Below are 12,680 nucleotides of genomic sequence, written 5' to 3'. Positions count from 1 at the left end.
GCCGGCCGCCCGGGGACCCGCCACGTCAGGCACGGGCAGCCGATGACACACAGCCGTCACTCACCAAGGGAAATGCGGGGCCGACCCCGTGGGTTCACACAGACCGGACCTGCACGTGGGCACGTCCGCGATCCCGGTCTTCGGACATCGCCCGTTGCTCGTGTCCAGCCAGGCCCAGACCGCGCAGGCGGCCACGCACGGCCGCTACCACCTCGGCCTGGCGCTGGGGGCCAAGCTCCTGACCGAGGCGGGCTTCGGCCTCCCCTTCGAACGGCCCATCGCCCGCCTGCGTGAATTCCTCACCGCACTGCGGCAGTTGACTGAGACCGGCGCCGCCGACTTCCACGGGGAACTGCTCACCGCGACCACACCGCTTCCCGCCCGCGTCCCGGGTGCCGAGACCGGCGTCGTGGCACTGCCCGTATGCCGTGATGACGACGGCCGCGCCTGAGGAGGATGAGCCGAATATTGGCCTTCCCTTAACGAAACGCTGGAGCCACGCTGGCTCTGCCCTGAACCGGGGGCAACTACAGTGGTCTGCGGTCCCGCCCGTACGGAGGAAACATGCCACCCGATTCCGGATCGCCCCCTTTACCGGACGACCAATTGGCCGCCGACACCCGCGTCGTGCCAGGTGAGGAAGGGAACGACGCGTCAAGCGTCCGGGACCGCTGGAGGAACCACAAGACCACGGTCCTCACCGCGGCCGGTACCGCCCTGGTCCTCGCCGGATGTGCGCTGGCCATGTCGACGATCATCGACTCGGCCTCCGTCTCCTTCGGCAGCAGGCAGCCCGCGGGAGGACAAGTCTCGCTCACCGCCCCTCCGAGCCAGGGGGACGAGTCCGCCCCCGAGGAGACTCCCCCGGCCGACTCCACCGCCCCTCAACCGTCGGCCAGCAGCGGTCCGTCAAGCCCCTCTCAGGACGACGAGGATGACCGCGAAGACAGCCACGACGATGAAGACGACGAGGACGATGAGGACGACGGGTGAGACCCCCCTCCGAGGACCGCGACACCGCGCCTCGGCTCGGTGCGGCGGGATGGAGGGGTGAGGGGCCCCGTGGCTGCCCGTCATGAGGTCTGCTCGGGCGGGTTGATCCGCGAGGTCTTGATCGCGGATGGCGTGGTGCCCCACTTGTCGAGGATGCGGGCGTAGGTCCCGTCCTTGATCAGCTCGTTGACGGCGGCCTGGAAGGCCCGGGTGAGCCGTGAGCCCTTCTTGAAGGCGAAGCCCACGTCGAGCCGGTGGTACTCACCGAGGAAGGTGGTCTGCGCGGCCTTCTGGGCCGCCTGGTGGCGGAGGCCGTTGATGGTGGACATCTCCACGTCGATCCGGCCCTGCTGGAGCGCGGTGAGGATCGCCCCGTTCTCCGAGTAGACCTTCACCTCGTACGGCTTCTTGCCCGCCTTGGCGCACACCTTCTTCTGGGCTTCGAGCGTCGCCTCGAAGGTGGTGCCCGCGCCGGTGCCGATGGTCAGGCCGCACAGCCGGGTGAGGTCGGTGACCTTGCCGCCGAGCGACGTGTTGCCCTTCTTCACCGCGAAGCCCTGGCCGTCGTTGATGTAGGTGGCGAAGTCGACGGTCTTCAGCCGCTCGGCGGTGACGCCGAAGTTGCCGGTCCCGACGTCGAACTTGCCGCTGCCGAGGGCGGGCAGGATCGTCTCGAACGAGGCGTCCTGACGCTTCAGCGTGACGCCGAGGACCTTGGCCACCGCGTTCGCGAGGTCGATGTCCTGGCCCACCGGCTTCCCGCCCGTCCCCTGCGGGTAGTACGCGTTCGGCGGTCCCCCGACCGAGCTGCCGATCCGCAGCGTGCCCGACTTCCTGACATCGGCGGGCAGCAGGGCGGCGACGGAGTCGGCCTTGTGCACCGAGGCGACCGGGTTCTCGGTCGGCGCGGGGGACGCGGCGCCCGCCGCCGCGGACCCGCCGGTGCCGCCGGAGCCGCAGCCCGCCAGCGTCAGCGCGAGCACGGTTGCGGCAATGGCCGGACGGAGGCGCAGTCTCGCGCGGGTGTGGGTCACGGGGTGGGTGCCTTTCGGATACGGGCGTCGGTGCGGGTGGTGCCAGGGTCGGTGGCGAGGTGTTTCTCGAACGGGAGCGGGCCGATGGTCTCCGGGTCGGCCTCGGTGTCGAACAGCGGTGTGTAGCCGGTGGCCAGGTACAGGCCGCGGGCCTCGGGCTGGCGCGGCCCGGTGGTCAGGTACACGCGCCGGTAGCCGTGGTTCCCCGCCTCGCGCTCCAGTTCGGCCACGACCCGGCGGGCCAGGCCGCGTCGGCGGTGGGCGGAGTGGGTCCAGATCCTCTTCAGCTCGGCCGTGGTCGCGTCGTACCGGCGGAAGGCTCCGCCCGCGACCGGCTCCCCGTGTTGCAGCAGCAGGAGCAGCACGCCGCCGTGTGCGGGGGTGAACTCCTCGTCGGGGTACCGGGCGAGTTCGGCGTGCGCGTCCTTGCCGTAACGGGTGGAGTACTCGTCGCCCAGTTCACGCAACAGCGGCGCCACGCGCGGGTCGCCGACCTCGGCGGGAACGACGGTCAGCCCGGTGGACGGCGCTTGCGTGACCGGGGTCATGCGCGCACCGCCGCGAGGGCCTGTGGGCCGCGCGCCGCGCGCTCGGCGTCGCGCTTGGCGACCTCCTCGCGGACGATGGGGATCACGTGCCGCCCGAAGTCGATCGCGTCGCCCAGCAGGTCGTAGCCCCGGGCCGAGAGGATGTCGACGCCCAGGTCGTAGTAGTCCAGCAGCGCCCGGGCCACCGTCTCGGGGGTGCCGACCAGGGCGTTGGAGTTGCCCGCGCCACCGGTGGCGGCCGCGGTCGGGGTCCACAGCGCGCGGTCGTAGCGCTCGCCCTGCTCCGCGATGGCGATCAGCCGCTGGGAGCCGGTGTTCTCGGGGGCGCCGTTGCGGTGGTGCCGTACGAGCCCCTGCTCACGCCGCGCGCGGATCGCGCCGACCGTGCGGTGGGCCTTCTCCCAGGCCAGCTCCTCGGTCGGAGCGATGATCGGCCGGAAAGCCGCCTGGATACGCGGGACATCGGTGCGGCCCGCCGCCCGCGCGGCCGCCTTCACCGCCTCGATCTGTTCCGCGGTCTTCTCCAGGGGCTCGCCCCACAGGCAGTATATGTCGGCCTCCGCTCCCCCGGCCGCGTAGGCCGCCGGGGAGGAGCCGCCGAAGGAAACCCGGGGCCCGGGCTGCTGTACGGGGAGGACATCGCTGACGAAGTCGTGGAAGCGGTAGTACTCCCCCTCGTGGTCGAAGGGCTCGCGGGCCGCCCAGATCTTCTTCACGATCCGGATGTACTCGCGGGTGCGCTCGTAGCGCTGGTCCTTGGTGAGGGTGTCGCCCTCCCGGCCCTGCTCGTGGTCGTTGCCGCCGGTGATGAAGTGCACCGTCAGCCGCCCCTCGCTGATCTGGTCGAGGGTGGCGAACGTCTTGGCGGCGTACGTGGGGTACGAGACGTTGGGCCGGTGGGCGAGCAGGATCTGGAGGCGCTCCAGCCTGCTCGCGATGTACGCGGCGGCCGGGGCGGGATCCGGCGATCCGGAGCCGTAGGCGAAGAGCACCCGGTCCCAGCCGTGGTCCTCGTGCGCCCGGGCGAGCCGGAGCGTGTACTCCTTGTCGAAGGCGGCGCCGGAGCGCGGGGTGGTCTCGGAGCCGTCATGGGTGGCGGCGATGCCGAGGAATTCCACGGGCATGCGAAGGCCTTTCGGAAACGGGCGGGAGAGTCCCACGGACGTGGTGTGCCGCTGACCCAGCCGGATATGACGGTGGGTCAGCGCGGTGCGGAGCGCGGGTGGCACGGGCGTGATGAGGGCCGGAGGGGTGCGGAGGCAGCGCGTGTCCGGGTTCGCAGGACCGTTCGTACCCGGGCGGCGCCCGTGTGCTGCGGTCGTGCGAGGAGAGAACTCGGCCCGCGACGGGGTCACCGAGGGAGGGAAGGGCCGGTCAGACAGCCCGCTGCCGAGTCAGGCGCGACACATCGCGGACCACACACGACCGAAGTCGATGTGGTCGCGGGAGACCAAGCGCAGCTGGGCAGTCATGGAACTAATTGAGCAGGACAAACGGCGTCGCGTCAACCAGCGCTCGGATGGCGGACCGACGATGTCCGCCCCCGTTGCCACATTGACAGGGGCACGCGGTCGGCACATACCATCACCCCCTGGACCGGCTCCGCCCCCGCGCGGCAGCCTCTCCGGCCGCGTTGAGGGACGCGGCGAGCGTGATGAACCGCCCCGCCCCGGGCCGCACCGTGCCACCGGGGTGCTCACACCCACGCCCGCGATCCTTCCCCCGGAGAAGCCTGAAGATGGCCACGCCTTCCGATGTCACCGCCCCCGACGCCGCGTCCGTATCCGTATTCGCGCGCAAGCAGCCGGGAGACGCGGCCCCGGACCCCGGCGATTCCGGCGGCCTGCCGCCGATCGTGCCGCGTCGGCACCTCGGCCGGTGGTTCGCCGCGGCCGTCGCGCTGCTGGTGTTCGCCATGGTGGTGAACTCCGTCGTCCGCAACCCCGCCTTCCAATGGGACGTGGTGGGGAGCTACTTCACCACCACTGCCGTACTGGGCGGGCTGCTGCTGACCCTGTGGCTGACCGCGGTGGTCATGGTGCTCGGCTTTCTGCTCGGCACCCTGCTGGCCGTGATGCGGCTGTCCGCCAACCCGGTTCTGAGTACGCTGAGTTGGGGCTATGTGTGGATCTTCCGCTCCACGCCGCTGCTGGTCCAGCTGCTGTTCTGGTTCAACATCGGCGCCCTCTACCCGACGCTCGGCGTCGGTGTCCCCTTCGGCCCCCAGTTCGTCACCGTCAAGACCGTCAACCTGTTCGGCCCCGCCCTCACCGCCGTCATCGGCCTGACCCTGCACGAGGCCGCGTACGCCGCCGAGGTGGTACGCGGTGGCATCCTCTCCGTGGACCCCGGCCAGACCCAGGCGGCCCAGGCGCTCGGCCTGGGGCGGTGGCGCACGCTGCGCCGGATCGTCGTGCCCCAGGCGATGCGCTCCATCGTGCCGACGGCCGGGAACATGCTGATCGGCACCCTGAAGGGCACCAGCATCGTCAGTGTCCTGGCGGTGCACGACCTGCTGTACTCGGTGCAGCTGGTCTACAACCAGACCTACCAGGTCATCCCCCTGCTGATGGTGGCCACCCTCTGGTACATCGCCGTCACCACGGTACTGAGCGCGGGGCAGTTCTACGTCGAGCGGTACTACGCGCGCGGGGCCGCCCGCACCCTGCCGCCCACGCCTGTGCAGCGCCTGCGCGGACAGGTGGCCGCCCTGCGCGCCCGGCTGCGGTGAGCGGTGCGCAGGGCGGCCCGTGAAGCGACCGGCGAAGCGGCCCGTGGCGTGGCGTCAGCTGGGCTCGGCGGGGGCCCTGAGCCGTGTGTGCGCCGCCCAGTCCAGGATCCGCACCGCCGCTCCGGCGGCCTCCAGGCCCCGGCAGTGCGCGTGGTGTCGGCGGGCGATGCCGTCGAGATCGAGGTGGGGGCCGAACGCCGGGTGGGCGGCCAGTCTGCGTGCGTAGGCCCACACATGCGGATGATCGGTGATGCGGTGCACCGCGGCGGCGTCCAGATGGTGCCGGTGCACCGTGTCGAGCCACACCAGGGTCACCCACACCTGCACATCGGCGGCGGTCAGTTCGTCGCCAAGGACATGGGTCCGGGTCGCGAGCCGCCGTTCCAGCGCGTCCAGCGCGGAGAACACGGTGTCGAGCGCGGTGTCGCGCGCCACGCCGTCGGTGCCCGGCTGTCCGGCGCGCTGGGCGGCGTCGTCGATGCCGTGCTCGCAGAGGCGTGCGATCGCCTCCATCTCCCCCTCCGCGCCACACGGGTGGAGCACGGGGCGGTCGGCGCTCGCGCTGCCGAAGCGGTGGTCCAGGTCGCGCAGGATGTCGGGGGTGTGGGTGCTGACGATCCGGCCGGACCAGTCGTCGCTGAGCACCGGGGCCGCGGTCGGCCCGGTGTAGCGGTGCGCGCTGGCCTCGTACATCAGGCTCAGGGCCGAGTGCCCGCCGTCCGGCCCGTCGGGCACGGCGGGCAGCAGGGTCACCGGGAGGGTGTCACCGAGGCCGAGCAGGCTGTGGGTGATGGCGATCCGCAGACAGTGGCGGCACGACAGCGACAGATGGAGGCGGTAGCGGCGCGGCACGGCGTAGTGTCCACTGCGCGCGTCCCGGCCGATCCTGCCCCGGAACGATGCGGCGGACAGCGAGGACGGCGCGGCTTTCCCAGGTGTGACGGACACGTTTCTCCCCAGGTCGGGTTCTTCGCTGGTGGTGAGACGTACGGTGAGCGGCCGGCGGTGGACGGCCCGCGGTGAGCGCGCGGCGGCGTTCGCCCGCATCGGCGCATGACGACGCTGTCAGATATCCCCGATGGCCGATCGGCTCAGGTGAGAGGACTTGCGGCGCTGCACACGCGCAGCAGGTCGATGTGACGGCGGGAGGTCAGAAGGGGAGATGGCCGCTGCGTGCGGACCGCTCGGTCGGCGGCCGCCTGCCCTGGCCTCATCGTTCCCCACCAATCCGCTAGGAATCCCTCACGAGGAGTGTCGAGTGCCTCACGGATTCCGTCAAGAGGTGTCCCACGTCCTGGCTACGGGGGCCCACGGGTTCACACGGGGTCCTACGGGTTGGTCCACGCCTCGGGGTCCTCGGCGAGGTCGAGAACCTCCTCGGGCAGTTCGGCCGCGGCGACCTCGGCGAGGGTGACCTCCCCGAGGATCTTGCGGACATTGGCGCGCACCGCGATCCACAGCGGCAGCAGCGACTCCGCGGGACCGCTGTACGACAGCTCGGGCGGGCGTACGCCCCGTACGGACACCAGGGGCCCGTCGACCACGCGGATCACATCGGCGATCGTGATCTCGTCGGCGGGGCGGGCCAGCCGATAGCCGCCCTTCCCGCCGCGCTGGCTGGCCACCAGGCCACCCCGGCGCAGATCGCCCAGGATCCCTTCGAGGAACTTGTGCGGAACGCCCTGCGCCGCGGCGATCACCTCAGCCTTGAGAGAGGTACCGTCCGCCGCCACCGCCAGCTCCAGGGCCGCCCGCACCGCATAGTCCGCCTTCGCAGAGATCCGCATGCGGTGATTATCCGCCACCGGGAGCCGCGGCGATCAGAAGGGCAGGGCGAACGGAGGGTGCTCACCGTGGAGGAAGTAGTCCCCCACCTCCTGGAGCCGCGGGGCGACCGGGACGCAGAGGGTGTGGGTGCGCACGTTGCGCCAGAACCGGTCGAATCCGTACGCCGAGGCGGCGGAGCGGGCGCCGAGGACGTCCAGCGCGCGGGCCGTGACGTCCTGCGCGGCACCGGCGGCGGCCGCCTCGGCCGCCGCCGCCAGCATGGTGATCTCGGCGCACTCGTCGTCGGTGAGGTCCTCGCCGCGCGCCAGCCCGCAGTCCAGCGCTTCCAGCGCCTGGTCGGCGAGGGCCGACGCGGAGAACGTGGCGACGGTCAGCTCCCCGTAGGTCGTCAGCACGTACGGATTGCGGGGCGAGCCGTACGACGGCCCGTCCAGCCGCCAGGGCACGTCCGCCGCCCGGGTGTACTCGCGGGCCTCGGCGAGCACCCCCTGGGCGATCCCCAGACAGATCTGGGCCGAGACCAGCCGCCCGGTCGGCGCGGACAGCCCCGCGTAGGGCGACATGGTGCCGTCGTCCGAGGACAGCGGGCCGAGTACGGCGTCGCTCTCGACCGCCACCGCGTCGAACTCCACGCTCCCGCCCGCCGCCAGCCGCTGGCCGAAGGTGTCCCCGCCGTCGCCCCCGGCCACCACGCCGGGCCGCCGTGCGTCGACGAGCACGGCCAGCGGCTCCCCCGTCTCGGAGTGGTCGGCGCGCACCGCGAGCCGGTCGGCGACCAGGACGCCGGTGGCGTATCCCTGGCGTCCGTTCAGCACATAGCCGCCCGGCCCCGGGGTGAGCGTCAGACGCGGCTCCACGGAGGCCAGCCCGCCGCCCCAGCACCACTGACCGGCCGCGGACTCCCGTTCGACGCGGGCGGCGAGGCCGGGCCCGCCGAAGAACCGCGCGCTGGAGGACAGCAGGTAGTGACAGCCGAGCACTTGGCCGATCGCCCCGTCGGCCGCGGCTATGGTCCGTATGACGGCGTGAGCCGTGGGCCAGTCCGCGCCGCCGCCCCCGCTTTCGACGGGTATCAGCAACGACAGGAGTCCCGCCTCCCGGAGCCGCGAGACCTCGTCGAACGGCGTCTTCCCGGCCTGGTCACGGACCACCGCGTCGGTGGCCAGGTCGTCCGCCGCCTCGTGGGCGACCTGTAGCCAACGCGCGCGGTCGCGTGTTTCCGTTACCGCATCCACCACCGTCACGCCTGCTCCTCTTCCTTCGGCACGGGCCCACCTGCCATCATTCCCTATTAACCCAGTAGGAAAAATAGGGAATCAAGCCGCAGACGTCCACCCGCTATCGTCTGCGCGTGAACGTGTTGGCCGGTCCGGCTCACGCCGGAGAGGCTCCGGCCCGGAGGTGGCAGGTGACGGCGGAGAGCGGCGGCAACGGGTCACAGTTCGCGGCGGCCACGGGTGACGAAGAGCCCCTCGGCACGGACACCCGGGAGCGGGTGGCGGCGGTGCGGGCGGCGTTCGACGGACTGCGCGAGATCCGCCGGCTGATGAACACCGACCGGGACGACCCCCTCGCCACCCCCGCCCCCTGGGAGCGGCACCAGCCGGTACGGGCCGTGGCCATCGCCCTGGAGGCGGCGGCCATCCCACCCTCGGCCGTCGGCGCCGACGGCCGCCGGCTGGCGACGGGATACCGCTGCGGCGAGGCCGAGCAGCCGGGGGTGGTCCGGGTCGAGTGGCTGGGGCCCCCGGGAAGTGGCGCCGCGTACGCGGCGGGAGAGGAGCTGGCCCGCTGCGCTCACGTGCTGCGCGAGCTGGGCTGGGAGGCCCTGGAGTACCGCGGCCGCGGCCGCCACCGCTACCTGGAGGTCGAACCCCTGCCCTGACGCCGGGCAGGCGCCCCGCATCCCGCGGCGACGCACGCGGCGGCGAGGAGGATGCCGAAGCCGACCGTCAGGGCGGTGGTGTAGCCGTGCACGGATGCCGCGGTCGGCGTGGCGTCGGGTGCGGACGCGAGGTGGGACGCCGTGGCACTGGCCGCGATGGTGTTGAGCAGTGCGGCGCCGAGTGCGGCTCCCAGTTGCTGGACGGCGTTGTACGCGGCCGACGCGGCTCCGACGTCGTTCCGGTGCAGGTCCGCGGTGGCCAGGCTCGCCGTCGGCGGCATGACGCAGCCGAGGCCGAGCCCGGTGAGCACCAGGGCGGGTACCAGGTGGAGCCGCAGGATGTCCGTGCTCTGCGGTGCCAGGCGGGTCAGGACGAACATCCCGGCGGCCGCGGCGAGCAGGCCGGGAAGGATCAACGCCGCGGGGGCGACGCGTCCGTGCAGTCTCCCGGCGATGAGGGTGGAGCCCAGCAGGGCGGCCAGGGCGTTGATGATGAGCGTCAGGCCCGCCCGGACCGGCGAATAGCCCAGGACGGTCTGGGTGTAGTAGCTCATGAACAGGTAGAAGCCGAACATCGCGACGAACATCAGGGTGATCGAGAGGAACGCACCGGCGCGGGCCCGGTGCAGGAGCACCCGCATCGGCAGCAGCGGGCGGGGCGCCCGGACCTCGACGGCCGCGAACACGGCCAGCAGCAGGACACCCCCGGCCAGCAGCGCCAGCACCTTCGGCGCGGTCCAGCCGAGCGGTTCGGCTTCGTTGAAGGCGTACACCACGGCGGCGAACCCGGTGGCGCTGAGCAGCGCGCCCGCGATGTCGAGCCGTCCGCCGCCGCGGACCGGGCGGTCCGGGCGGTCCGGTGGCACGAAGGTCGTGCCGAGGACGGCGAGGAGGGCGACGGGGACGTTGACGTACAGGCACCAGCGCCAGCTGGCGTACTCCGTCAGCAGTCCCCCGGCGACCAGGCCGAGGGCCGATCCGGCGGCACCGACCGCGGCGAACACACCGAACGCCCGGCCGCGTTCGCGCGATTCGGTGAACGTCATGGTCAGCAACGACAGCCCGGCGGGCGCGAGGAGGGCGGCGAAAACACCCTGGAGGGCCCGGGCCCCGAAAAACATCCCGGGAGCCACGGCGGCCCCACCCAGCGCGGACGCCACGGCGAAGCCGACCAGGCCGACGACGAACGCCCGCCGGTGCCCCAGCGCGCCGCTGATCCGGCCCCCGATCAGCAGTAACCCGCCGAAGGCGAGGGCATACGCGGTGATCGCCCATTGCCGGTTCGCATCGGACATCCCGAGCGCGCTCTGCGCGGAGGGCAGCGCGATGTTCACGATCGTCCCGTCAAGGACTACGAGCAACTGGGCCGCGCTCACCGCCGGCAGCGTCCACCACCACCGCCGCTGCGGCGCGGGGCGTTCCATGGTGTCGGGGGCGTCTGCGGCAGGCTCCGCCTCGGGCGGTTCGATGTCTTGGGTATCCATGAATTCAAGTGTTTCGTTGAAGTCGTCCCGGAGACTTTTCTCGCCCCTGAGGCGATGAAGCAGGGCCGGTGGGCGGACAACCCTCAAGCCGCCGGTTGAACCCGGCCACGCAGGATCAGCATGGCCAACCCCTCCGCGTCGAGCCGTTCCACCCGCTCCCATCCGGCGCTCAGCAGACCGATCTCCGTCTCATCCAGCGCGATGCCCCGCCGCTCCTCCGGGGTCGTCGCGGCGAGCGGTGTGATCACCACGATCGCGCCGCCTTCCCTCAGCCGACGGCCGAGGTCGTCCATGACCCGGGTGCGGTGGCGGAGGAAGGCATAGACGAGCCGGAGGGTGATCAGGTCGTAGCCGTCCTGGTGCAACGGGGCGAGGTCGTCCCGCTCGACGTCCAGGCGCAGCCACCGCACGCCCTGCGGGTGCGCGGCGCGGGCGAGCGCGATACCGCTGTCGGCCCAGTCGACGGCGTCGACGGCATAGCCCACCGACGCCAGATGCGCGGCCAGTTCGCCCAGGCCGCACCCCACATCGAGGGCGCGGCCGCCCCCGGCGGGGGCGGGCACGTGCGCGGACAGCAGTGCGCATTCGGTGTCGCCGAGGGGCCGGAATGTCTTTCCGTCGGCGTAGTGCGCGTCCCACTCGTCCTGCCGTGTGTGTTCCAACGGACTGCTCCTCGGGGGTGGTCAGGTCCAGCCGATCTTGGTGGAGAGGCGCCCGCGGCCCATGTCTTCGGTCGCGCGGCTGCCGGAGGATCTCCCCGGGTTTCGACTGGTCCAACCAGTCGGTATGTTGCAGGTCTGCCGAACAGACCTGTTGGGAGTGCCCCATGACGCAGCAGTCCGTGCCGTCCGCACCGCGCATCGAAGGCCACTGCGACCCGCGGTTCGCCGCCGTGCGTGCCGCGTTCGAAGCCAACTTCACCGAGCGCGAGGAACTGGGCGCGGCGGTGGCCGTGCACGTGGACGGGCGGACCGTGGTGGATCTGTGGGGCGGTTGGGCGGATGCCCGGCGCGAGCGGGCGTGGGAGCGGGACACCGTGGCGAACGTCTGGTCCACCACCAAGGGGGTGACGGCGCTGTGCGCCCATGTGCTCGCGGACCGGGGGCTGCTGGACTTCGACGCTCCGGTGGCCTCGTACTGGCCGGAGTTCGCGGCGGCGGGCAAGGACACCCTGCCGGTGCGTTATCTGCTCTCCCACCGGGCGGGTCTGGCCGGGCTGCGGGAGAAGCACACCGTGGCCGATCTGTGCGACTGGGAGAAGACCTGCGCGCGGCTGGCCGCCACCGAGCCGTGGTGGGAGCCCGGTACGCGGTCCGGCTACCACGCGATAACCTACGGCCACTTGGTCGGCGAGGTGATCCGGCGCATCACCGGTGTGCTGCCCGGGGAGTTCCTGCGCCGGGAGATCACCGGGCCGCTGGGCATCGATTTCAGCATCGGTCTGCCGGAGAAGGAGGCCGGGCGGGTGGCGGAGCTGGTCCATCCGCCCGCCGCCGCGTCCAGCGAACAGGCCGCGGTCTTCGCCCAGTTGGAGCCCGTCGCGATCGCCGCGCTGGCCAACCCGCTCGTCGGGGCCGCCGAGGCCAACACGCCGCGGTGGCGGGCGGCCGAGATCCCGGCGGCCAACGGCCACGGGACGGCACGTGCGATCGCCACCCTCTACGGCGTCTACGCCCGCCATGGCCTGTCCGGGGATCACCGTGTGCTCTCGCCCGAGGCCGTCGAGCGTGCCCGCGACGGGCAGGGGGCGTGCCGGGACCTGATCCTCGGACACGGCTTCACCCATGACACCGAAACCGGGCTCGGGGTGTGGCTGAGCGGCCCCAACCACTCCTACGGCCCCAACCACCGCGCCTTCGGCCACGACGGCTTCGGCGGCTCCTGCGGCCACGCCGATCCCGAAGCCCAGGTCAGCCTCGGCTATGTCATGAACCGCATGGGTCCGCACATCGCTGACGACCCCCGGAAGATGGCCCTGATCGACGCGGTGTACACGGCACTGCGTTGAGGTTGCCGTCGGCCTGAGAAAAAAACTGTTATCGGCGGTGGTGTGGCTCCGTCTCCTGAGCGTCCCGTGTCATCCCGTTCAGGAGTTGAGCCACATGCCGCACGACAACAAGCACCGCCTCAGCCGCAGGGGCCTCTTCACCCTCGGCGGTGGCCTCGTGGCGGCCGGGGCGCTCGGCGGCGGGGTGGCCGCGCTCGCCGGGGGCGGCG

Annotated in this window: 12 protein-coding genes and 1 pseudogene; 5 read left to right on the top strand and 8 right to left on the bottom strand. The window is 72.1% G+C overall.

Features of this window, described 5'->3' with window-relative positions; all coding sequences use genetic code 11:
- Positions 1-88: 88 nt before the first annotated feature.
- Together EEJ42_RS40355 and EEJ42_RS40350 are read left to right on the top strand one after the other, a co-directional pair.
- Positions 89-418 (top strand): annotated as a pseudogene (locus EEJ42_RS40355) (LLM class flavin-dependent oxidoreductase); the annotation flags it as partial.
- 146 nt (positions 419-564) lie between these two features.
- Positions 565-993 (top strand): hypothetical protein, encoded by a 429-nt coding sequence (locus EEJ42_RS40350; protein ID WP_148082194.1) that lies wholly within the window; start codon positions 565-567, stop codon positions 991-993.
- Between the two features lie 80 nt (positions 994-1,073).
- Here EEJ42_RS40350 and EEJ42_RS40345 read toward each other — a convergent pair whose 3' ends face one another.
- The 3 genes from EEJ42_RS40345 to EEJ42_RS40335 are packed head-to-tail and all read right to left on the bottom strand — an operon-like array spanning position 1,074 to position 3,699.
- Positions 1,074-2,027 (bottom strand): ABC transporter substrate-binding protein, encoded by a 954-nt coding sequence (locus tag EEJ42_RS40345; protein ID WP_123107118.1) that lies wholly within the window; start codon positions 2,025-2,027, stop codon positions 1,074-1,076.
- A complete protein-coding gene (locus tag EEJ42_RS40340) occupies positions 2,024-2,575 on the bottom strand; it encodes a GNAT family N-acetyltransferase (protein ID WP_123107117.1) in 552 nt (183 codons plus the stop codon). The genes EEJ42_RS40345 and EEJ42_RS40340 overlap by 4 nt, the downstream gene beginning before the upstream one ends.
- Positions 2,572-3,699, bottom strand: coding sequence for an LLM class flavin-dependent oxidoreductase (locus EEJ42_RS40335; protein WP_123107116.1), 1,128 nt, complete (start codon positions 3,697-3,699; stop codon positions 2,572-2,574). Before EEJ42_RS40335 ends, EEJ42_RS40340 begins: the two co-directional genes overlap by 4 nt.
- 614 nt (positions 3,700-4,313) lie before the next feature.
- Here EEJ42_RS40335 and EEJ42_RS40330 point away from each other — a divergent pair.
- Positions 4,314-5,306: an amino acid ABC transporter permease gene (locus EEJ42_RS40330; RefSeq protein ID WP_123107115.1), complete on the top strand. Its 993-nt coding sequence runs from the start codon at positions 4,314-4,316 to the stop codon at positions 5,304-5,306.
- A gap of 54 nt (positions 5,307-5,360) precedes the next feature.
- Here EEJ42_RS40330 and EEJ42_RS40325 read toward each other — a convergent pair whose 3' ends face one another.
- The 3 genes from EEJ42_RS40325 to EEJ42_RS40315 form a co-directional block, all read right to left on the bottom strand.
- The gene (locus tag EEJ42_RS40325; RefSeq protein WP_246097669.1) at positions 5,361-6,254 is read right to left on the bottom strand and encodes a glutathione S-transferase C-terminal domain-containing protein; all 894 of its coding nucleotides are present in this window, start codon (positions 6,252-6,254) and stop codon (positions 5,361-5,363) included.
- Between the two features lie 380 nt (positions 6,255-6,634).
- Positions 6,635-7,093 (bottom strand): RrF2 family transcriptional regulator, encoded by a 459-nt coding sequence (locus tag EEJ42_RS40320; protein WP_123107113.1) that lies wholly within the window; start codon positions 7,091-7,093, stop codon positions 6,635-6,637.
- 33 nt (positions 7,094-7,126) lie between these two features.
- Positions 7,127-8,338 carry an acyl-CoA dehydrogenase family protein gene (locus EEJ42_RS40315; protein WP_123107112.1) on the bottom strand — a complete coding sequence of 404 codons (1,212 nt, stop codon included), beginning with the start codon at positions 8,336-8,338 and terminating at the stop codon, positions 7,127-7,129.
- A gap of 164 nt (positions 8,339-8,502) precedes the next feature.
- Here EEJ42_RS40315 and EEJ42_RS40310 point away from each other — a divergent pair, with 164 nt between their 5' ends.
- Entirely contained in the window at positions 8,503-8,979 is a 477-nt protein-coding gene (locus EEJ42_RS40310; RefSeq protein ID WP_123107111.1) for a hypothetical protein, read from the top strand.
- Here EEJ42_RS40310 and EEJ42_RS40305 read toward each other — a convergent pair.
- Together EEJ42_RS40305 and EEJ42_RS40300 are read right to left on the bottom strand one after the other, a co-directional pair.
- A complete protein-coding gene (locus EEJ42_RS40305) occupies positions 8,952-10,463 on the bottom strand; it encodes an MFS transporter (RefSeq protein ID WP_425473037.1) in 1,512 nt (503 codons plus the stop codon). The two genes, EEJ42_RS40310 and EEJ42_RS40305, sit on opposite strands and share 28 nt — an antisense overlap.
- A gap of 83 nt (positions 10,464-10,546) precedes the next feature.
- Positions 10,547-11,125 (bottom strand): class I SAM-dependent methyltransferase, encoded by a 579-nt coding sequence (locus EEJ42_RS40300; RefSeq protein WP_123107110.1) that lies wholly within the window; start codon positions 11,123-11,125, stop codon positions 10,547-10,549.
- A 164-nt stretch (positions 11,126-11,289) separates the two neighbouring features.
- On the opposite strand from EEJ42_RS40300, the gene EEJ42_RS40295 reads away from it, so the two are divergent.
- Entirely contained in the window at positions 11,290-12,471 is a 1,182-nt protein-coding gene (locus EEJ42_RS40295) for a serine hydrolase domain-containing protein (RefSeq protein WP_123107109.1), read from the top strand.
- The last annotated feature ends 209 nt before the right edge of the window (positions 12,472-12,680 follow it).

It is taken from the genome of Streptomyces botrytidirepellens (assembly GCF_003721215.1).
Lineage (GTDB): Bacteria > Actinomycetota > Actinomycetes > Streptomycetales > Streptomycetaceae > Streptomyces > Streptomyces himastatinicus.
The sequence above is the reverse complement of the archived record's forward strand: the minus strand, read 5'-3'. Positions and strand labels throughout refer to the sequence as shown.